At 62.8% G+C, this 21863-nt stretch carries 19 protein-coding genes; 2 read left to right on the forward strand and 17 right to left on the reverse strand.

The genetic code is table 11. The features are described from left to right. Position 1 precedes the first annotated feature (1 nt). The 7 genes from NFV80_RS10665 to NFV80_RS10695 form a co-directional block, all read right to left on the reverse strand. Entirely contained in the window at positions 2 to 886 is an 885-nt protein-coding gene (locus NFV80_RS10665) for a helix-turn-helix domain-containing protein (RefSeq protein ID WP_295329710.1), read from the reverse strand. Between the two features lie 7 nt (positions 887 to 893). Further along, complete coding sequence (pilW, locus tag NFV80_RS10670; RefSeq protein WP_295329708.1) at positions 894 to 1697, reverse strand: type IV pilus biogenesis/stability protein PilW; 804 nt, start codon at positions 1695 to 1697, stop codon at positions 894 to 896. Continuing rightward, positions 1694 to 2812, reverse strand: coding sequence for a 23S rRNA (adenine(2503)-C(2))-methyltransferase RlmN (rlmN, locus tag NFV80_RS10675; protein ID WP_295329704.1), 1119 nt, complete (start codon positions 2810 to 2812; stop codon positions 1694 to 1696). Before rlmN ends, pilW begins: the two co-directional genes overlap by 4 nt. A 22-nt stretch (positions 2813 to 2834) precedes the next feature. Next, on the reverse strand, positions 2835 to 3263 hold the full coding sequence (gene ndk, locus NFV80_RS10680; RefSeq protein ID WP_295329701.1) for a nucleoside-diphosphate kinase: 429 nt from the start codon (positions 3261 to 3263) through the stop codon (positions 2835 to 2837). A 176-nt stretch (positions 3264 to 3439) separates the two neighbouring features. Then, positions 3440 to 4723, reverse strand: coding sequence for a TRAP transporter large permease subunit (locus NFV80_RS10685; RefSeq protein WP_295329699.1), 1284 nt, complete (start codon positions 4721 to 4723; stop codon positions 3440 to 3442). After that, a complete protein-coding gene (locus NFV80_RS10690) occupies positions 4720 to 5424 on the reverse strand; it encodes a TRAP transporter small permease (protein ID WP_295329697.1) in 705 nt (234 codons plus the stop codon). Before NFV80_RS10690 ends, NFV80_RS10685 begins: the two co-directional genes overlap by 4 nt. An 81-nt stretch (positions 5425 to 5505) precedes the next feature. Further along, a complete protein-coding gene (locus tag NFV80_RS10695) occupies positions 5506 to 6519 on the reverse strand; it encodes a TRAP transporter substrate-binding protein (RefSeq protein ID WP_295329695.1) in 1014 nt (337 codons plus the stop codon). A gap of 208 nt (positions 6520 to 6727) precedes the next feature. Here NFV80_RS10695 and NFV80_RS10700 point away from each other — a divergent pair, with 208 nt between their 5' ends. Beyond that, the gene (locus NFV80_RS10700) at positions 6728 to 8725 is read left to right on the forward strand and encodes a PAS domain S-box protein (RefSeq protein ID WP_295329693.1); all 1998 of its coding nucleotides are present in this window, start codon (positions 6728 to 6730) and stop codon (positions 8723 to 8725) included. After that, a complete protein-coding gene (locus NFV80_RS10705; RefSeq protein WP_295329691.1) occupies positions 8722 to 9321 on the forward strand; it encodes a response regulator in 600 nt (199 codons plus the stop codon). Before NFV80_RS10700 ends, NFV80_RS10705 begins: the two co-directional genes overlap by 4 nt. Positions 9322 to 9343: 22 nt before the next feature. On the opposite strand, the gene tilS is transcribed toward NFV80_RS10705, so the two are convergent. From tilS to NFV80_RS10755, 10 genes are all read right to left on the reverse strand, one after another. Further along, positions 9344 to 10732, reverse strand: a complete 1389-nt coding sequence (gene tilS / locus NFV80_RS10710; protein WP_295329687.1) for a tRNA lysidine(34) synthetase TilS — start codon at positions 10730 to 10732, stop codon at positions 9344 to 9346. After that, on the reverse strand, positions 10701 to 11669 hold the full coding sequence (locus NFV80_RS10715) for an acetyl-CoA carboxylase carboxyltransferase subunit alpha (RefSeq protein ID WP_295329685.1): 969 nt from the start codon (positions 11667 to 11669) through the stop codon (positions 10701 to 10703). Before NFV80_RS10715 ends, tilS begins: the two co-directional genes overlap by 32 nt. Before the next feature lie 112 nt (positions 11670 to 11781). Further along, a complete protein-coding gene (locus NFV80_RS10720; protein WP_295329681.1) occupies positions 11782 to 12402 on the reverse strand; it encodes a DNA-3-methyladenine glycosylase in 621 nt (206 codons plus the stop codon). A 100-nt stretch (positions 12403 to 12502) separates the two neighbouring features. Further along, positions 12503 to 13003 (reverse strand): universal stress protein, encoded by a 501-nt coding sequence (locus NFV80_RS10725; protein ID WP_295329678.1) that lies wholly within the window; start codon positions 13001 to 13003, stop codon positions 12503 to 12505. 182 nt (positions 13004 to 13185) lie between these two features. Then, a complete protein-coding gene (locus tag NFV80_RS10730; RefSeq protein WP_295329675.1) occupies positions 13186 to 15402 on the reverse strand; it encodes a SulP family inorganic anion transporter in 2217 nt (738 codons plus the stop codon). A 265-nt stretch (positions 15403 to 15667) separates the two neighbouring features. After that, positions 15668 to 16372: a hypothetical protein gene (locus NFV80_RS10735; protein ID WP_295329673.1), complete on the reverse strand. Its 705-nt coding sequence runs from the start codon at positions 16370 to 16372 to the stop codon at positions 15668 to 15670. A gap of 366 nt (positions 16373 to 16738) precedes the next feature. Then, a complete protein-coding gene (locus tag NFV80_RS10740; protein ID WP_296758638.1) occupies positions 16739 to 17461 on the reverse strand; it encodes a hypothetical protein in 723 nt (240 codons plus the stop codon). A gap of 549 nt (positions 17462 to 18010) precedes the next feature. Then, a complete protein-coding gene (locus NFV80_RS10745) occupies positions 18011 to 19516 on the reverse strand; it encodes a CHAD domain-containing protein (RefSeq protein ID WP_295329669.1) in 1506 nt (501 codons plus the stop codon). 651 nt (positions 19517 to 20167) lie between these two features. After that, the gene (locus NFV80_RS10750; protein ID WP_295329667.1) at positions 20168 to 20824 is read right to left on the reverse strand and encodes a DUF47 family protein; all 657 of its coding nucleotides are present in this window, start codon (positions 20822 to 20824) and stop codon (positions 20168 to 20170) included. A gap of 2 nt (positions 20825 to 20826) precedes the next feature. Beyond that, positions 20827 to 21863: inorganic phosphate transporter (locus NFV80_RS10755; RefSeq protein WP_296758642.1), on the reverse strand; the 1037-nt coding region annotated here is incomplete at its 5' end.

Consider the following 21863-nt stretch of genomic DNA (forward strand, 5'->3'; position numbering starts at 1 on the left):
CTCATTCCAGCGTCAGCCGGGCGACTTCACCCTTGCTGTGCTGCGTGAGGTCAAGTACTTTGCCCTGATACTCGACCGTCACGTTGGCCGCGTTGCCGACGACCAGAGAGAAAGGCGGCTGTCCCTCGACGACACGCTGGCTGCCTGCCTGGCCCATTTCGGAAAAGACGGTCTGGCCGCGGCCATCGCGGATTTCCACCCAGGCGGGTCTTGCGAAGCTGAGCCGGATGCCGCGAACACCGGCCGCGCTATCCGCAAGTACCGTCGTGTTCGGTGTTGCCAGCACTGTCACAGATTCGCCGGAGGCGGCAGGTGCCGCGGCCGAGATGGCAGCAGCCGGAGCTTGCGCCGGAGCCTGGACAGTGTTGCGGCCAAGCAGCGCCGTCAGCCTTTCCTGCCAGAGCTCCGCCGGCAGATAGAAATAGGCGAGCAGAGCGAGGGCCAGGAGCAGCAAGCCGGCAATGATGGCAAGATGATCACGACGTTCCACCCGCCGGCTGCCGGAGTACGGCAGGCTGGCACTGGTTCCGGCCGATACCTGCAACTGCGCGGTCTGTTGCAGTTGCGCGGCGTCCAGCCCGTGCATCAACTGATCCGAATCGATGCCGAGCAGGCGTGCATAGTTGCGCACGAAGCCACGGATCATGGTGTTGCCGGGCAAGGCAGGCCAGTTCTCGGCCTCGAGCGCTTCCACCTGACGCGGTCCAAGCTTGAGCGCCTGCGCGGCATCGGCGATGCTCAGGTTTCTTGCTTCACGGGCTGCGCGCAGCGATGCACCGACGCCAGCGGCGCCAGATAGCTCGCCGCTCGCCACCGGCTGCCGGGCCGTTTCGCCGACATCCTCTGCAGGCGCTGCCGGATCGGGAGGTACCGGCGGTTCACTCATTCTTCACTCACTCGAAGTTGCCTTTCAGCAGTTCCTGCGCCTCGGGCGACAGCGGGAATCTTCGGCGCAACTGGCTGCCGTACTTCGCTTCCGCCACGCGATCACCGAGTCGACGTTCGATGCGCACCCCCAGCCACAGCGCCTCGGCACTCGGCTCGGTCCGCCGCAGGAGACTCGCCAGTTGCTGCTTGGCCTCGGCCAGATGACCCCGTCGGTAGTTGATGCCAATCAGTTCCAACAGGGCCTGCGCATTGTTCGGCACGATGTGCAGGCTGTGCTGGATATATTCCTCGGCGAGCGCCAGATCGCCAAGCTTGGCGTAGCACGCGCCGGCATTCAGGTACGCCCGCTCGGGGGTCTCGTAGAGCGGGTTCTTGATCGCGCGCTGGAAATAACCGATCGCCTCCTTTTCGCGCCCAATCTGGCAAAGGAACCAGCCGTAGTTGTTATTGATCTCCGGGTCATTGGCATCGAGACTCAAGCCCCGGCGGAAGTCCTGATCGGCGAACGCTATTTCGTGCGCGTGGAAGCCCGCAATTCCGCGCGCCCCGTAGGCCTTGGCATACTCCGGGTCGATGGCGATGGCGATCGACAGCTCCTCGAGTGCCACCGCCAGGTTCCCGTTCTGAAGGTAGAGGGCACCCAGCTCGGTGTGCACCTTGGCGCGGGTACGGGCATCGCGGGGCTTGGTCGGCACGAGTTGCTCGACGGATTCCTCGGGAATCTTCTGTTGGCTCACCGGACTGACGCCTCCCGAGGAGCAGGCCGCGAGGCACAGACCGACAAGTACCGCAACTGCGGCGTGCCTCACAGGCAAACCTCGCTCGCCTCGCGCCGCAGGAAAACGGTTCGCTGCCCGGTCCGCTGCGACCGGTCACGAACCTGTCCGGCCAACTGACCGCAGGCGGCAGCGATATCGTCGCCACGTGTCCTGCGGGTGGTGGTGACCACGCCAGCGGCAAGCAGAATATCGGCGAAACGGCGGATGCGTGGCGCCGGCGAGCGCCGGTAGGGCGAACCGGGGAACGGATTGAAGGGAATCAGATTGAACTTGCACGGCACTCCCCGCGTCAGCGCCAGCAATTCATGTGCCTGCGCGTCGGCATCATTGACGCCGTCGAGCATCACGTATTCGAAGGTGACAAAATCACGCGGAGCCTTCTCGAGATAGCGCTGGCAGGCAGCCAGCAGCTCGCGCAAGGGGTACTTCCGGTTGATCGGCACCAGTTCGTCGCGCAGGCGGTCATTCGGCGCATGCAGGGAAATCGCCAGAGCGACCGCGCACTCATCGCGCAGACGATCGATCGCCGGCACCAGGCCCGAGGTCGACACCGTCACCCGGCGTCGCGACAGGCCATAGGCGTTGTCGTCGAGCAGCACGCGCAGTGCCGTCACGGTATGGTCGAGGTTCGCCAGCGGTTCGCCCATGCCCATCAGAACGACGTTGCTGATCACTCGTTCGCCCTGACCGCCCGCGCGAGGGCGATTGTCCAAGGCATGCCGGACCTGCCACAACTGGCCAATGATCTCGGCCACCGTCAGGTTGCGATTGAAACCCTGCTTGCCGGTCGAGCAGAACGAGCAGTCGAGCGCGCAACCCGCCTGCGTCGAAACGCACAGCGTCCCTCGCTCTTCCTCGGGAATGAATACTGCCTCGACGGCGTTGCCACCGCCGACATCGAACAGAAACTTGCGCGTGCCGTCGTCGGACAGCCTGTCGGCAATCACTGCCGGCGGCTGCACGGTGGCCAGCGTCGCGAGCTTCTCCCGCAGACTCCTGGCGATGTCGGTCATCGCCGCGAAATCGCCCTGCCCGACCTGATGCAGCCAGCGCAGCAACTGTCTGGCGCGAAACGGCTTCTCGCCGTGCTCGGCGAGCAGGGCGGTCAAACCGGCCGCATCGAGATCGAGCAGATTGACGGTCATCGGAAACGCGGTGGCTCCCGACCTAGCGACCGGAATAGACGCTCATGCCCGGAAAGAAGAAGGCGATTTCCACCTTTGCCGTCTCCTCGCCGTCGGAACCATGCACGGCGTTGGCATCGATCGACTCGGCGAAATCGGCGCGGATCGTTCCCGGCTCTGCCTTCTTCGGATCGGTCGCGCCCATCAGCTCGCGGTTCTTGGCGATCGCATTCTCACCTTCGAGTACCTGAATCATGACCGGGCCGGAAATCATGAACGACACCAGATCCTGGAAGAACGGGCGCTCCTTGTGCACCGCGTAGAATGCTCCCGCCTCCTGCGGCGACAGCCAGGCCATGCGGGAGGCGACGATCTTCAGACCGTTGGTTTCGAAGCGGGAGTAGATCTTGCCGATGACGTTCTTGGCGACGGCATCGGGTTTGATGATGGAAAGGGTGCGTTCAATGGCCATGAGTCATTCTCCAGAGGCGTACGGATGAAGAAAACAGCAAGAAATCATATTGCTAGCTACATAACCTTGGAATTATACCAAGACTTGGCAGCAAACGTCGGATCGCCGCGCAAAATGCAGAGCGCGTGTGCGGGTCTCCCCGCACACGCGCCCCGAACCGCTACTGTCGGCGGCAGCTACATCATGCCCAGCGTCTTCGGCAACCAGGTCGACAGGATCGGTATGTAGGTCACGACGACCAGAAAGACCAGCATCGACAGAAGCCATGGCCAGACAGCGACGGTCAGTTCGGTGATGCCCATCTTGGTAATACCGGATGCGACGTAGAGGTTCAGTCCGACCGGCGGGTGGCACATGCCGACCTCCATGTTCACGGTCATCAGGATGCCGAAATGCACCGGATCGATCCCCAGCTTGATGGCAACCGGAAAGAGGATCGGTGCGAAGATGAGCACGATCGACGAGGGCTCCATGAAGTTGCCGGCAAGCAGAAGGATGATGTTCACGGCCAGCAGGAAGGCGATCATCCCCAGCCCGTGCCCGAGCATCCAGTCGGCGAGTGCCTGCGGAATGTTCTCGTTGGTCATGATGAACGAGAAGAGGACGGCGTTGGTGATGATGTAAAGGAGCATCGCCGACATGTTCGCCGAGTTGAGCAACACGCGTGGCACATCTTTCAGTGTCAGGTCCTTGTAGACGAAGACGGCGACGAAGAAGGCGTAGACCGCGCTCATGGCCGCCGCCTCGGTCGGCGTGAACATACCGCTGTAGATGCCGCCCATGACGACGACGATCAGGAACAGACCCCAGACCGATTCGCGGAAAGACTTCACTCGTTCGCCAAAGGACGCCTTGGGCATGCGCGGGTAATCGAACTTCCTTGCGCGATACCAGGTGACCGAACCCAGCGTGATCGCCAGCAGAATTCCCGGGATGACGCCAGCCATGAACAGCGCGCCGACCGAGGTATTGGTGGCGACCGAATACATGACCATCACGATCGACGGCGGAATCAGGATGCCAAGCGCCCCCGAAGTCGTGATCACACCGGCACCGAAGCGGTTCGGGAAGCCGGCACGGACCATCGCCGGCATCAGGATCGAACCGATGGCCACCACGGTCGCCGGCGAAGATCCGGAAACGGCGGCGAAGAGCGCGCAGGCGACCACTCCGGCAAGACCGAGACCGCCATACCAGTGCCCGACGACATCGGTCGCGAACTTGATCATGCGTCGCGCGACGCCACCATGCGTCAGGAAGTTGCCGGCCAGGATGAAGAACGGAATGGCCATGATCTCGAACTTCTCGATGCCCGTGAACAGCTTCAGGGCGACCGATTCGAGCGGCACCTGGGTGAACATGAAGAGGAAGCTGAGAACGGTCAGTCCGAGCGAGATCGAGATCGGCATGCCGGTCAGCATGAGCACCAGCAGGATGACGAAGATGATCGATGCGTTCATGACCGCTCACCTCCGTTGCCCGCCCGGTCCTGCGGATGGCGTTTGCGATAGGTCAGGTCGTGCGGGTGAAGGTTGTCTTCCATCTCGTAGACACCGACCTCTTCGGCGATCGCCACCTCCTCGATCCCGTCGACATGACCGTGATCGTGATGCGGCAGCTCACCGGTCCTGACGAAACTTACCGTCACCTGCAGGAAACGGAAGCACATCAGACTCGACCCGAGCGGAATGGCGCTGTACACGAACCACGTCGGCCACTCCAGATCAGGCGTCGTCGGACCTTCGGGAACATCGACCAGTTCCCATCCCAGCGCGTTATAGAGCGCATAGTGGAAACCGTTCTCCCAAACGAAGTTGGCGCCGAGCGTGCCGACGATCCCGGTGAACAGGGCACCGGCAAGCAGGCCGAAAACGACGAACCTGGCGCGCGTGCGGCCGGACATGCGGTTGATGAGCACGTCGACACCGACATGTATACCGGTGCGCACACCGTACGCCGCGCCAAATTTGGCCATCCACACGAACATGATGATGCACAGTTCCTGTGCCCAGCCAAAGTTGAGCGACAACAGCCAATCCTGCAAGCCGGGAATATCCAAACCCGACAGGTAGCGATGGACGACGGAAGTGAAGATGATCGTCGTCGCCGCTGCCATGAGGAAGGTGATCAGCCATTCCTCGAGGTGATCCAGAAGTTTCATGCAAGAATCTCCCCCATCAGCCTGAAAAAAGGCCCGCCGGGCGTGTCGTCCCAACGGGCCCGCTGCTGTCTGCCGAAATGCTCAGGGCTTGGCCGGGTCGAAGCCGGTTTCCTTGTAAACCGACTGCAGCAGTTCCTTGCCAACGCGTGATTCCATCTTCAGGTGGACCGGCGCCAGGGCCTTCTTGAAAGCCAGACGTTCTTCCGGAGTCAACGCGTAAACCTGCGTTTTCCCGCTCTTCCTGACCGCATCCAGATCCTTGTCGTTCTGCTCCTTCGCGATCTTGTTGGCGTAGGCAGTGGCTTCCTTCATCGCCGTTTCGAGCTGGCCGCGCACATCGGCCGGCAGACCTTCCCAGAACTTCTTGTTGGCGATTACCGCGTAGCCCAGGTAGCCGTGCTCGGTGAGCGCCAGATGCTTCTGCACCTCATACATCTTCTGGGTATACAGATTGGAGATCGGGTTCTCTGCTCCATCGACGACGCCCGTCTGCAGGGCCTGGTAGACTTCGGAGAAGGCCATCACCTGCGGCAAGGCGGAAAGCGCCCGGATCTCCTCTTCCAGCACCTTCGACGACTGGATGCGTATCTTCTTTCCCTTCAGGTCGGCCGGCATCCGGATTGGCGTGTTCGCCGAAAAGGACTTGAAGCCGTTGTCCCAGAATGCCAGACCGACCACACCCTTGGGTTCCAGCTTCTTGAGCAGCGATTGTCCGATCGGGCCTTGCGTGACCTTGTGCAGCTCGGTGTAGTTGTCGAAGATGTAGGGCAGGTCGAACAGTTCGAATTCCTTGACGCCCAGCGGGCCAAACTTGGCCAGCGACGGGGCGAGCATCTGCACGGCGCCGAGCTGCAGCGCCTCCATCTCCTCCTTGTCCTTGTACAGCGTCGAGTTGGCATAGACCTCGACCTTGACCTTACCCTTGGTCAGCTCTCCCGCCCGTTTGGCAAAAAACTCGGCAGCGAGACCCTTGGGAGTGTCATGCGCGACGACATGGCTGAACTTGATCACGATTGGCTGCTGCGCAACAGCCGCCAGGGGCACGGCGGACAGAACGCAGGCGAACAGTCCGGATAGCAGCTTCGAAAACTTCATGTTGTCTCCTCCACGTAGTATTTGCTTTGAAATTGGGACGCAGCCCGAGATGCGGACGCCACTATCACAAAAAAATGCGCCGGCGCCTATTGTGGAAAACCGCAATTCTCACCGGGCGCAAGGCGGGGTCCAGGGGCCACGGTGGCCGCTACCGGTCGCCGGGCGCACCGCGGGCGCCCGGCGGAGAAGTCCGGTAAGATGCGGCGCCATGAAAGAGGCGCCCTCCCGCTACGAGCATCGACCCAAAAGCCGTCGGCAGGCGCCGCTGCGCTGGTCGAACTGGTATCTGTCGATCCTCAAGCTGGCGATAGGCTTGCTGCTGGTGCTGCTGATCACTCTCCTCTGGTTGTTGCACCGCAACGAGATCGACGAGCAGCGGTCGACGATGATTGCCGACGTGCTCTGGCTGGAACAGAGCATTCGTTTTCACCTGGAGGGCAATTCCGAGCAACTGGAGCACCTGGCTCTCGATCTGGCTCGTACGCGAAACCAGGCGGAGCTGTTCGATGTGCGCGCCCGTCACCTGCTCAAGAACGACCCCGAGCTGCGTCAGTTGCTCTGGCTCGATGCCACGGCGCGAGCGGTACAGGGAATGCCGACGCGATCGCTGCCGCGACCGGTCGACGATCCGTCGGAAGAGAATTCGCTCGGTCGCCTGGTCGAACTGGCCCGCCTCGGCAGACCGATCTACAGCGATTCCTACCGCAACGCCGAGGCGACGCAGTTCGAAGTGCATGTGCCGATCTTTGCCTCCGGACACTATCGTGGCACTCTGCTCGGGGTCTATTCGCTCGCCGGCCTGCTCAAACAGCAGGTCCCCTGGTGGTTCGCCGAGAAATACCAGGTGCGCGTGGTCGATGGCAACGGCAGCCTGCTCGCCAGCAAATCGAAGATCGATGCATCGTCGACCGAACTGAACCACTCGGTCAGCCTCGACCCCCCAGGCTACGGCATGGTGCTCCAGGTCACCGCTTACCGCAGCGCGGGCAATCTGGCGCAGACGATGATTGCGACGCTGATCATCGTGCTGGCCGCGGCGGTTTTCTGGAGCCTGTGGGCAGTGCGCGGATCGATCCAGAGGCGGCTGTCGGCAGAACAGGCGCTGCGATCGGAGTACGCCTTCCGCAAGGCAATGGAGGATTCGCTGATGGTCGGCATGCGCGCCCGCGACCTGGACGGGCGCGTCACCTACGCCAACCCGGCTTTTCTGCAGATGGTCGGCTTCAGCGCCGAGGAGTTGATCGGCAGAGAGCCGCCGATGCCCTACTGGGCACCGGAGGAAATGGAACGTACGCTGCAACTGCACAACAAGGTGCTGCAAGGCAGGGCGCCGAACGAGGGCTTCGAAATCCGCCTGATGCGCAAGGACGGCAGCCGTTTCGACGCGCTGATCTACGAAGCGCCGCTGATCGACGCGGATGGCCGTCAGACCGGCTGGATGGGGTCGATCATCGACGTCACGGCGCGCAAGCACGCCGAGGAACTGGCCCGCCAGCAGCAGGAGAAGTTGCAGCTAACCGCCCGCCTGGTGACCATGGGCGAGATGGCATCGACGCTGGCACACGAGCTCAATCAGCCGCTGGCGGCGATCACCAGCTACAACACGGGCTGCCTGAACAAGCTCGAAGCCGGCAATTTCGACCCGACGCAGCTGAGGGAGACGCTCGGTAAACTGGCGTTGCAGGCGCAGCGCGCCGGCCACATCATTCGCCGGGTGCACGACTTCGTGCGCAAGAGCGAGCCCAAGCTCGCCCCGTGCGATCTGGCCGAAGTGATCGACGACAGCATTGGTTTCATCGAGGCGACCGCGCGCCGTCGCGGAGTGCGCATCGTGCGTGAAATCCAGGGCATGCGTCCCGAACTGCCGGCCGACCGGGTGATGCTCGAACAGGTGCTGCTCAATCTGATGCGCAACGGCATCGAAGCGATGAACGACACGCCGGCGGAGCGAAAACGACTGACCATCAAACTCGTGCAGGTAGACACGCAAATGGAAATCCGGGTCATCGATCGCGGTCCAGGAATCGAGCCCGACCTCGTCGACAAGTTTTTTACGCCCCTCTTTTCGACCAAGGCCGACGGCATGGGGATGGGTCTGAACATCTGTCGTTCGATCATCGAATTCCACCATGGCCGCCTATGGGTCGAGCAGGACCCCGAGGGCGGATCGATTTTCGTCGTCACCCTGCCGATCAGCCGTCAATGAGCGCGCACGCATACCTGATCGACGACGACGAGGCAATCCGCGATTCCTTGAGCTGGCTGCTCGAGTCACGCGGTGTCGCCTGCCGCAGTTACGCCTCGGCTGAGGAATTCCTGTCCGCCTGGAACGCTTCGCTCGCCGGTTGCATTCTGCTCGACATCCGCATGGAGGGGATGAGCGGCCCGGAACTCTTCGACGTGCTGAACGAACGCGGCAATCGACTGCCGGTGATCTTTCTGACTGGTCACGGCGACGTGCCGATGGCCGTCTCTGCCATCAAGAAGGGGGCCTTCGATTTTGTCGAGAAGCCCTGCAACGACAATGAACTGGCGAATCGCGTCATCGCGGCGCTGCAACTGGACGCCAGGCAACGCATGGCGGCGTCCGACGCCGATTCGGTCAACACCCTGATCGACCGCCTGAGCACACGTGAGCGGCAGGTCATGGAGCGGATTCTCGCCGGCAAGCTGAACAAGGTGATTGCCGACGAACTGGCGATCAGCATGCGCACGGTCGAAGTCCATCGCGCCAACGTTTTCGAGAAAATGGGGGTGCGGACTGCCGTCGAGCTGGCGCAACTGCTGGCCAGCAGGCGCTGAGTGCGGTCTTGCCGTCGAGCTGCTAGCGTGCGGCCGAGGGCGAAGTGGCCAGCTTCCGGACGGGCATCACGCCCGGCTCGTCCGGCGCGCAGGCGAAAGCGGCATCGACCCCGATCCCGGCGACCCAGACCAATCGCTCACCGCACCAGAGCAGCGGCAGGCGACAGCGCTCCCAGGGCGGTACGGCTGCTTCCTGCAGTAGATTGCGCAGTGTCCGCAGCGGCCGTCGCGGATCGGGTTGCAGGCGTTCGCCCCCTTGCCGACAGCGCAGCTCGACCGGCCCGCTGCCCAGCAACCGGCGGCAGATGCCGTCGCCGACCGTCGGCTGGAAGGAAACCCGATCGACGCCCCATGGCAATTCGTCCTCACCGGACCAGGGAACGGCACCGGTCGGGGCCGCCGGCCGCTGGCGAAGGACATGCAACTGCCCGCGATAGACATGCAGCTCGCCGTCAGCCGTCGACAGACAGGTTTCCGCTGCAGGGCTGGTCATCGCCAGTTGCCGTAATGCCTCGTCCAGCCAGCGGGCATCGGGAGCACGCAGACCGGCCGACGACAGTTCCGTGCGCAACAGGTTGCGGGCTCGCGGCAGGCTCAGGGCGTTGAAGCGGGCAAGATCGATGCGTCCCGCCGCGCCAGCCACGGCCTCCCGATCGATGCGAGCGAGATCGTCCAGCAACTGTGCGGCCTCGGCAAAGTGCCGACCGCTTCGTGCCAACACCGCGGTGGCGCCAGGGAAGCGCTCGGTGATGCACGGCAGCAGCACGTGCCGGATATGATTCCGGCGGTAGCGAGAATCGGTATTGCTCTCGTCCTCGACCCACTGCAGAGCACATTCCTCGGCGTAGCGCGTGATCAGCGTCGCCGGCACCGCGAGCAATGGGCGAATCAGGCGCGGTCCGCCCGCCAGCGGTCGCTCGGCGGGCATTCCGGCGGCGCCCTGGACACCGGCGCCGCGCAAGATCCGGAAGAGAACGGTTTCGGCCTGATCGTCGCGGTGATGCGCCAACGCCAGCCAGTCCGCAGAGCGGCCGGCAAATACCGCGTGCCGCAGTCGGCGGGCGGCGCTTTCCAGGCCCTCCCGGCTGGCGCGCGGCACCTCGACGTATTCCACTTCGAGCGGCACCCCGCTGCGTTCGCAGAAGTCCAAACAGAACGCAGCCCAGGCGTCCGCGCCGGCATTCAGACCATGATGGACATGCACCGCCGACAGCTCGAAAGCTGGCGACGAGGAGCGCAGGCAGGCGAGTGCGTGCAACAGGACGAGGGAATCACGCCCGCCGGACAGACCGACGCACAGGCGCGTGCCGGATATTCGCCGGGTTGCCAGGAACTCGGCAATCGTCCGCCGGATCTGCTCGGCCGCCGGTCTGGCAACGTCAGCGCACGGCCCGCTCTTTGACCCGGCCATAGGCCAGCAGGCGATCGAGGCGCGTCCGATGGAGGTCGGCAGGCGGCAACGCGACGAGTTTCTGCAGCCCCTCCTGGAGCGACTTGCCGAGGTTCTGCGCCATCGCCTGGTGATCACGATGAGCGCCACCGAACGGCTCGTTCACGATGCGGTCGATCAAACCGAGCGCTTTCAATCGCCGCGCCGTGATGCCCATGATCTCCGCGGCATCGCTCGCCTTTTCCGCGCTCTTCCAGAGGATCGACGCACAGCCTTCCGGCGAGATCACGGAATAGGTCGCGTATTGCAGCATCTGGACCTGATCGCCGACGCCGATCGCCAGCGCACCACCCGAGCCACCCTCGCCGATGACGGTCACGATGATCGGCACCTGCAGATCCGCCATGGCGTAGAGGTTGCGTCCGATTGCCTCCGACTGGCCGCGCTCTTCGGCGTCAATACCGGGATAGGCTCCCGGCGTGTCGATGAAGGTCAGCACCGGAATGGCGAATTTCTCCGCCAGGCGCATCAGGCGCAGAGCTTTCCGGTAACCCTCCGGGCGCGGCATGCCGAAGTTGCGGAAAATCTTTTCCTTGGTATCACGCCCCTTCTGATGACCGATCACCATCACCGGATCACCATGGAAACGCGCCAAGCCACCGACGATCGCGTGATCGTCGGCAAACGCGCGATCCCCATGCAGTTCCTCGAAGTCGGTGAAAATCAGACGCAGGTAATCGAGCGTATACGGACGTTGCGGATGACGCGCCACCTGACAGATCTGCCAGGCGGAAAGCTTGCCGTAGATCTCCTTGCGCAGGCCCTCGCTCTTTCGCTGCAGGCGCCTGATTTCATCCGAAAGGTCGACCGCGGAGCCGTCCTGCGCCAGGCGCAGCGCCTCAATCTTGCCTTCGAGGTCGGCGATCGGCTGTTCGAAGTCGAGGAAACTGGTTTTCATCAAGGCCAACCGTGTCTGCAATCCTGCGCATGTCGAAGCGCGCTATTCTAAACCGAAAGGCAGCGCTGCCGCCGTTGTGTCGCACCGGTTCGACCGGCCGGCCGGGCCGCATTCAGTATTCGACGGGGAGCGGATCGAGGCTGCGCCAGAGGTACCAGGTCGCCACCGAACGCCAGGGTCGCCAGCGCTCGCCATGTTCTGCAAGCAGACGCCGGCCCGGACGCTCGCCCTGGCAATAGTGCAAGGCGACCGCCTTTTGCAGGCCGATGTCGTCGAGCGGAAAGACGTCGGGCCGCAACTGATGGAAGATCAGGAACATCTCCGCGGTCCACACGCCGATGCCGCGCACCGCCGTCAGCTCGGCGATGATCTCGGCATCGCTCATCGCCGTCCAGCGATCGACGTGGATCTGGCCACTGGCGAAGTGCTGCGCCAGATCGAACACGTATTCGACCTTGCGCTGCGACAGACCACAGGCGCGCAGCGTTTCGCGCTCGCTCGCCAGGACGGCACGCGGAGTCACCACCGACGACAGGGCGTCCAGCAGGCGCGCCCAGACGCTGTCCGCTGCCTTCACGGAAATCTGCTGCCCCACGATCGAGCGCAGCAGGGTCGCGAAAGCGTCGCCACGCGAAACCAGCGCCATCCCGGCAAAACGCTCGACAAGCCTTGCCAGGACCGGATCGGCCCGTGCCAGTTCCGAGGAAGCCCGCTGCCAGTAGCGCGGGGTCATCGACACATCCCGCCACTCACGATGCCTGGCAGGCAGCGTCTGCCGGGAGCGTTGCCACTGGCGGCGGCCACCGTTGCGCCGCCGCAGACCGGCATATTCCCTAGGCCCTCTTCTTTTCCTTCGCCTTTTCCTTGGCCTTGCGACGACTCGCATCGACTTCTGGTGGGCGATAGACGAGAACCGGAACGCTCGAGTGCGTCAGCACACGATACGTTTCGCTGCCGAGCAGGAGCGACGAAAGACTGCCCCGCCCGTGCTTGGACATGAAGATCAGGTCACAGTTGTGGTCGTCCGCCACGTTGACGATCGCTTCCCATGGCGTGTCGCTGACTACCGACAGAGCCGTGCACTCGACACCGGCATCCTTGCACAGCTTCTTGATGAAGCCCAGATATTCCTTCGACTTTCCTTCCGAGCCCGTCGCCAGACGTTCGAGCACGACCGGTTCCACCAGATCCCCGTCGTTCTCCGTATGCCCTACCGGTTTGGCATACAAGGCCGTGATCGTCGCATTGGCCGCCTTGGCGAAGGCCACCGCGCGCTCGGCGGTGTCCCGGGACAGTTGGCTGCCATCGGTCGGCAGCAAAATATGCTGGAACATTCTTGTTCTCCCACGAGTTGGCGCAATCTACTGCCGTGAAGCGCGCGTGATGATAGCCCAGTTTCATGAAAAACTGCCATTCCGGTGCAAAAAAACGCGATGTATCCTGTTCTGCCTCCATTCCGACAGCTCGCGGCAAAGTGCAGGCGTCCCCGGACGCCTCCTGCGCTCGTTTCGGACCACTATTCCTGCATCGCCATCAGTTCCTTGTCCGCGTAGCGCAAGCGCATTGCCAGCACCTTGGCGAGTTCCTCGACGAGAGTACATGCTAGGCGCTTGTGTTCTTCGCGAAGCATCTGGAACTGCTCGCGTTGAAGCACGAACAACTCGGTGTCTTCGAGCGCCGTCGCGTCGTTGAGCCGGGTCATTTGCGAGAGGAACGCCATGCCGCCGAAGAAGTCACCGCGCCCGTAGGTCAGAGAGTGATGCCCGCCCTCTTCGACGGGGCTTGGCAGCGTGATGCGGACTGCGCCCTTGCGAATCAGGTACAACTCGTTACCCGGGTCGCCAAAGGAATAGACCTTCTCGTCCTTGGCCAGCTCGCGCCGTTCCAAAGCCGCTTCCAGGTCGATCAGGGTTTCTTCCTTGTGATCCTTGAACAGTTCGAGATCCTTCAGTTCGAGTGCCGAGACTTCGGCTGTCGCCGCTTCGCCCTGGCCCTGTCCGAGAATCTGATCTTCCACCCACTCCACCGCATCGTCGAGTTGACCAAACACCTTGACGTGTTCGGTCATCGTCGTGAGTTCCATCTGATCGAAGAACTCGGCGATGTTGCGGCCATTCGGCAGCGTATGCGACAGGCTGCTGAAGATCAGGAAGGCATCGCGTTCGATCAGCGAGTCGCGAATCTGGCTCAGCAGGTGCACCGCAGTGACATCGACCGACTGCACTCGCCGCATATCGAGAATGATGTATCTGCGTTTGCCGAGTTCCGGCTCGAGTGCCGTGTACAGTTGGTCCTTGGTTCCGAAGAAGAGGCCGCCCTGCAGTTCGAGGATGACCGACTGGTAGCCTTCCTTCTCGAGCGTGGCCATGTCCTTGCGCAGGCGAACGCGCTTCGAGAAACGGCTGCCACCGTCCATCTTCCGGCGAATCACGGTGCTGCTCAGTTGCTCACGAATGAACAGGAACATCGCCAGAGCAATGCCGACTCCTGATGCCGCAATCAGACTGTAGCCCACTGCGACTGCGACCACTGCGACGATCACGATGAAGTCGAGCATGGTCCACGGCGACTCGAGCAGATGGAAGCTGTGGCGGTCGATCATGCGGATGCCGACGACGATCAGGATGCCGGCCAGCGCGCCCACCGGAATCCAGGCGATGAAAGCGCCCAAGGCGAGGAACGCGATCAACGACAGAACGCCTTCGACGACCCCGGAGACGCGCGTCTGGCCACCGCTCGCCAGATTGACCAGCGTCGCGCCCATCTGACCGGCACCGGGCATGCCGCCGGCACAGGCGGAAGCGACGTTGCCCAGACCCTGCGCGATGAGTTCGCGATTCGAGTCGTGCCGGCTGCGCGTCAGCGCGTCGAGCACGACCGCGGTCTTCAGCGTATCGATCGACAGCAGCACGGCCAGGGTGAAGGCGGTGCCCAGCAGGCTGCCGATCTGACTCAGCTTGAGTTCGCCGATTTCCTGCCAGCGACCGGTGATCGCCTCGAACATGCTCGACGCCGTACCGCCAAGCGGACCGATGATCAGCTTGTTGCCGGCGACGACCAACAACGATTCATCGATCGACGCCAGTCCGAAGTAAGTCGCCACCCCAGCCAGCAGGCCGAGAATCGCCGCCGGCACGACGCGCGTAACGAAGGGTGCGCCAACCATCACCGCGGCAGTCACTGCGCCGATGACGGCGCTCTGCCACTGCCACAATTCCGGCGAGATCAGCGCCTGCCACCACGGGGTTCCACCCGGAACGCCCAGCAACTTTGGGATCTGACTGCCGATGATGATCAGGCCGACGCCGGTGAGATAGCCGCTGACCACCGGAAACGGGATGTACTTGATCAGGCTGCCAACGCCCATGAAACCAAGAAGCAACTGAACCAGGCCGGCAACCATGCCAAGCGCGGTCAGCATCAGGACGATGAACGGCGCCGCGACACCGTGATGCACGAGCTCGATGGCAAAGGCCGAGAGAACGGCCGCCGCCGGCGCGCAGGGCGCAGTGATCAGGCGGTTGGTACCGCCGAGCGCGGGGGAAACCAGTCCGAGCGCGGTCGCCCCGAGAATTCCCGCCAGAGCACCCAAACCGGCATAGGATGGCCCGATCGCGGCATAGATGGTGACCCCGAAAGCGATTGCCGAAGGCAGCGCCACCAGCATCGCCGCAAGCCCCCCCCAGAAATCGCCCACCAGCTTGTCGTTCTTGAACTTGATTGCCAGTTCCATAAAGCTCAGGCCCCTTTCCGTCTCACATGAAGATAATGCCTCGCAGGAAACCCGGCGGTCTGTCGGAACCCACGCAACACAGCCCGCAAGCGGCGCGGCCCAGACTCGAGAGTCCAGGCCGCGTGCGATGCTAACACGAATCGTTTGACTTGCTGCTCCAGGGCCGGAACCGGCCCCACTGCCGCCAGGCAATCCAGCGAAGGTTTCTCGCTCCTGTGCCCGCGCGCGGGAGGCGCCGCACGCTCGGCGCGGCGCCAAGGGAAGCTCAGTGCGAATCCCTCGCGTGCACGGTGGGCAAGCCGGCGACGCGACCGCCCCGGAAATCGCTCACGATCTGCTCGGCCTGATCGGCGAGGCGGTCGATTTCCTCGACGAACTGTGCCAGGGAAAGTTTCTGCTTGAGCTCGAGTGCTTCGTCGGCAAAGATTTTCTTGAGCAGTTCCATCGACAGGCGGTCGGCCTGCGCTTCGTGCCAGCTCACGCTGCCTTCTTCTTCGCCCGACGCCAGCTCGCCCCAAAGGACGATGGGTGGTCGATGGCTCTCCACCAGCGCTTCCACTGCCGCGCAAACCTCATCGGTCAATTCCTGCACGCTAGGCATCAGGTAGGCGGGAACACTGCGGCCAGGGCCGGAGAAGCCCGACTCGATGGCGAATCCAGTCACCTGCCGCCGCATCTCCTTCAGCAGACGACTGACTCCGATCAGCGGATCGATCATTTTCTGCACCCGCTCTCCCAGTACCGATTGTGGCAAGACCGTGGTCTCGATTCTCTGCTGCACTTCGTCGACCGTGCGCATGTGCTCCGAAATCCCTCTGGCCTGCCGCCAGCACGTCCCGTCCGGCCCCGCCTTCAGATAGACGGCAACCGCTTCCCGGAAGATCGCCGCTGCGTCCGCAATGGCGTCGAGAGAGGTGTCCAGATAGCTTTCGATCGACCGTGAGGCTACGGGCCTCTCGGTCGTTTGCACTTGAGTTTCCACAATGACTTCTCCTGCATGAAAAAATGAATCAGGGACCGACCAGTTCGGCGCAGATTGCCCGCTACGGCTGGCCCACGAGACTGCTGGCGAGCTTTCCGAAGCTACCTCGAACATCGCTTTCTCCGCCCTGCAGAGGCTGTCGAGCTTCCGCAAGATGCCGCCATTTCCTGCCACAAAATATCTGATATAACGTTACAAAAGAGAGAACTTGAAACTCTCGCCGGGACATCCTGGAAAGCAGGATGAATGAATGTTTCCGATCCTGCCGTGCGGTTTTTCCTCCTTTTCACGATTCTGCCGGCGTTCCGACAGCGTGATCGAAGCAGGTACAGGCGGGAGGCCGGGGCAATCATCTCAGTTGGCCACAAGTCGCCGCGACCAGCGGGCAGACGCCTGATCGCCGCCTTCGCAGGCGTACAATCCGGCGGACAGCTGCCGCGACCAGTCCTTGAGGATGTCGCCGGCGCGCACCAGCTCGCGCACGATGCCGTGCAGATTCGCATGCAGTTCGTTCAGCCAGAGCGCGCGACCATGGGCGCTGCCCTCGCGACCCGCACGTTCGCCCGCCGCCTCCGTGCAGCCGCCATTGCCCAGCGCACGCCAACTGCCGATCGCAGCGTCCGCGTCGACCTCAGCGGCTGGCGAGCCGTTCGCCAGGCGAGAATAGCCCTGCTGCAAATTCTCGATCGCCTTCTGAATGACCACCATCATCTCCGCGGCAGCTTCGTCCGGAACCGACAGCGACGGATGGAAGCCGCGAGCCGCGTGGAACAAACCGGCTGCCGCACGATCGAGCGTCTCCATGGTGCCGTGGATTTGCTCGACCCCGACTCGTTGCTCGACGGCCAGTTGCACCGCCGCCTGATTGCGCCGTCTCAACTCCTGGCGACGCTGCTCGAGGTCGAGCAGGCGCAAGGAATGCGCCGACTCGCGACACTGCAGCACCTCACCAACCGTCCTTGCCAGCTTCACCACCATCGCCGCCTGCTCATCGATCATCGGGAAGAAGTCCGGCAAGTCGGCAGACACGGGCGGGCGGACTCGGCGCACCACCTGCGGGACGGCGATGTTGGTCACGGCATTCACCTGTCTTCGGTTACAGCGAGCGATGGTCATGGATGGCACTGGGTCGGTGAGCAGGAATGTTTCGTACCGCCTGCTCTCGTACAGTGGAAAAGCACGAAACGTACCAACCGTTGGAACGACCGCGTTGGCTCGCAAAATCAGTGTCTTGTCGGAAGTCTGAGAAAGCCCCGGGGTACGCTGGGGGGGTGCAACAAAATGCAATCAAAGGTGCGTCGGAATACTCGGGGGCGAAGTCGTTGAATCACCAATACAGATACTTAGGGCAACTGCACGCAGCCGGCGCCTGGCAGCGAAGCGTTACACCATCACGCACCGGGCAGAACAAGAGCCAACATCAGCCGTTGAAGCCGGCCACGCGATATGGGCCGCGGAAGCCGAAATGCGGTCAGCATAACCGTCGCGGGCAATTGCCCGCAGCCATACGCCGCTGGTAGATACTCGGCTTTACGCAAACGGATTGCGTATCTCCCGGACGACTTGCTCCGGGTCCACATTACAGGCGTCCGCACGCAGGCCACGCCTGCCGGGGCTCGCTCCGGCTCAGGCGGCGACGACTTCCTGGACGCCGTGAGCAGTGCCGGCGCCCTTTTGCCACGGTGCCGGCTGCTGGCGAAACTCCTCCAGCAAGTGGTTGAGCTTCGGCAGCAGACTGTCGGTCCGCTGTAGGAGCCAATCGCAGACAGGGTCTCCCAGCTTGCCGGGGAGAGCCTCCCGCGTCAGTTCGCCGGCGACGGCCAGGTCGTTGAGTTGGCCGAGCACTTCCTGCAGATTGCTCGCTGCCAGATGGTAGTTGCGCATCGACTCGCCGGGGAAAAGCGGCGCAAAGAATTCGAGCGTATAACGCAGGCGCTTGTACGCCACGCGCAGACGATGGCGAGCGGCGGCGTCTCCGCCTTGGGCCAGATCTGCCATGCGCGTAACCTGCCGCGCGCGCTTGTCGAGACAACGCGGCGCAAAGGTCTCGAGGCGCCGGCTGTCGTCGTCGGGAAGAGCCAGCAGCGCGCCAGTGAATCCGAGCAACAGGCGCGAGTAGTCGAACGATTTCAAGGCACGGCGGGCTGCCAGGCGATTGCTGGCGCTGCGTTCCCAAGCATGCTGCTGGAGATGGTCGGCGCACGCGCTTTCCGGAAAGGCGGCGACGATCGTCGGCAAGGTCTCGGCCAGATAGACGTCCCAATTGCGCGTCTCGCCAAGGTGTCTGGCGAGTGCCTGCCAGCGCGGGTCGAAGCTGGTCGCGAATTCGTCCGGCAGCAGTTTCCTCCAGACGCGAAGTGCCGAACGCAGCCGGCGGATGGCCACGCGCGCCTGATGAACGAACTCGGGGTTGTCGCTCTCGTGCAGTCCCTGTTCGTTGCTCTGCAGGTGATTGAGACACGCCAGCCCGATGGTACGGAAAGCGGCAGTCACGGTCATTGCACCACTGGTATCGATCGGCATCGCCTTGACCACCGGCGTCGGTTCGCTCACCAGCGCGCGGTAGCCACGCTGGAACCTGCTGACGGGCTCCGGGTGCAGGGGCAGATCGGCCTGCAGCGCAGCGGCCGTGGAAAACAGGTCGGCGGCAACTCCGGACAGCAGATCGAGCCTGAGTTCACAGATCGTCTGACGCGTTCCGTTGACCCCGATCCAGCCACGATCGAGCACAAGTCCGATGCGTACGCCGTCGCCCGGTTCGAGGTGCCATGCGCGGCGATGGAAGTTGGCGGTAAATGCCGCCCGCAGTTCCGGTTGCACTGTTTCCAGCAACTGACGCAGCGCGCTGTCGTCGACCTGCGAGAAATCCAGCGCCCCGGGCACGCCGAGCAGTTCCCACTCGCTACGCTGCGTCTGCCTGCTCCCCAGCGAGGCAAACCGGCGCACGGTCGCTTCGCCTTTCCCGTAGCGAACGACGACGCGTTCGCGTCGCAGACGTTGGTCAGCGGTGTCGTAGTAGGTATGAACGACGTGTCGACGCACCGGCTCGACTTTGGCCAACAGCGGATGTCTGATCAGCCGGCTGGCTGCTGCCGGCAGCAAGGAAAGCCTCAGTTCGCTTTCAGTACCCATCTGACACGCTCCCGAGAATTCGATCGAATATCCGGCCGTCGACCGCTACCAGCGATTGCTTCGCGACCATTCCGACCGAACAGGCACATTCATCGGCAACTCAAAGCACGAGCTATGCCAATCGCCTGCCGGCGGAATTATTCTCTATGAATCCGGGTACTTGTCAATTCCTGCCGAAACTCCGGGAAGGTGCCGAACGGGTGCAACAAAATGGGGGCAGCGACCCCCATCGGCGCATTGGCGTAGCACATTGTGCCGCCGCAACAGGCAGTTGCGGCATCCTGCCGGCGTTCCGCGAGCGACGGAAACGTTACACCGGTTGCAAGTGCGAGGGAGCGGACCGATCACACGCTCGCTTCCCACCGTGCAGCGAGTGCGGCGAAGATGTTCGCGACGAGCACGCACGTCAGGCGACGGGGCGCAGGCAGTATTACCCGAACAGGGGAGAAACGTCGGTGGCGGGCGTGTGGAGTCCTGCTGCAGATTCGCCCGCTGTACGGGCGGCGCTTCGTGGCGGGTAGCAGAATCCGTCATGCACCGCGCGGCAGCAGCAGCCAGGAAATGCTGCGGGCCGCTCGCAAACCGGCGCAGAGGCGCTCCCGGCGGAGTCGCCTGCCGCGGCCTTGCGAGCGCCCGGTGGGACGAGTCTCGTCAGCAGAGCTTGACGACGATATCGAGCAGCGTGCTGTTGCAGACGTTCAGACGATCGGCTGCGCCCAGCAACTGGTTGTAGATTTCCTTGCGGCGAAAGATATGGTGGAAATCGTCGTCGTTGAAAAGCTCGGCGAGCGCGCGTCGGTGGGTCCGGGTCAGCTTGCGGACCGCCTGGTCGGATCTGTCCGCGTCGGCGCGCCCGAGCTTCGGGTCGGTTCCCAGACGGCCATAACCGGCAGCCACCGCCTCGGCTCCCTCCTTCAGGTACACCGACATTTCGAGGCAATATTTGTCGGCTTTCAGCGCCAGCACGTTGGCGTCCATCTCGGCGACCACCGTCTTGCAACTATTGATGATCTCGTCGAGGTTGATGATCGCCCGGTGCAGGTCCTCGCGGTCGATCGGCGTCGAGAACGCTTCGTTGAGCAGCGTGAGGTTGCGGACCTTCAGTCGGTCTCCTTCGTGTTCGGCATCGATCAGTCGCTTGGCGCTTTCCGGGGCGCTGGAGCCCATGTATTCGACCAGCAAACCGGCGCTGACGCTCACCTGCGCGCTTTGTTCGGCGAGCAGAGCGAAGAAATTCGGGACCTTCGGAAAAACCCGATGCAGGATCCGGCGGGTGAATGAGGGCGATGCAGTACTTGCGTCCGACATGATTAGACCTTTCCAATAAAGAGATTGACGAGAGCGAATGTCTGAATGGCAACCAGTGCCGAACCGGGGATCGTGATCACCCAGGTGATAGCAATGTCCTTGGCCTTCTTCCAGCGGACGGCTCGCGGACGCTCCGAAGAACCGATGCCCATGATCGAGGTCGCCACGACGTGGGTAGTCGATACCGGAGCACCGATCACCGATGCGGTGAAAATGACTGCAGCCGAAGTCAGTTGCGAACTGAGCGCATGAATCGGGCGAACGCGAAAGATCGCGAAACCGAGAGTACGCACGATACGCCAGCCCCCGGAAAGGATGCCGAGAGTGATGGCGATGGCGCAGGCCAGCATGACCCAGAACGGCACTTCGAACTTCGGAATGAAGCCTCCCAGCAGCAGCGCCAGGGTCAGCATGCCCATGCTCTTCTGCGCGTCGTTGGCACCGTGCGAAAAAGCCAGGCCAGCGGCTGTGAAGAACTGCGCGTAACGCAAACCCTTGTTGGCCGACGGGGTGGCGGTGAACAACATGATGTTCAACAGACGCAGCATCAGGAAACCGACCCAGAAGCCGATGATCGGCGACAGGATCAGACTCGCCAGTACCTTCATGATGCCGGTCAGGTTACCCTGCATCAGTTGCGAGAATCCCCAGACGACATTGTCCACACCGGCCGATACCACCACCGCGCCGATCAGCCCACCGACCAGCGCGTGCGACGAGGAGGATGGGATACCGAAGTACCAGGTCGCCAGGTTCCAGACGATGGCGCCGATCAAGCCGCTGATCAGGATCGCCAGCGACAGGACGGCCTGCACATCGCCCAGGGTGACGAACTTGCCGATCGTGTTGGCGACCGCCGTACCGCCGAGCAGCGGACCGAGGAACTCGAAGGTGCCGACGATGATCACCGCCTGTATGGGCGTCATCGCTCGCGACGCAATGATCGTCGCAACGATGTTGGCGGCGTCGTGAAAGCCATTGGTATAGTCGAAGAAAAGGACGATGACGACCGTCAGGATCGTCAATATCAGTAATGTGC

Origin of the sequence: Accumulibacter sp., from assembly GCF_023806565.1 — a bacterium.
Taxonomy (GTDB): Bacteria; Pseudomonadota; Gammaproteobacteria; order Burkholderiales; family Rhodocyclaceae; genus Accumulibacter.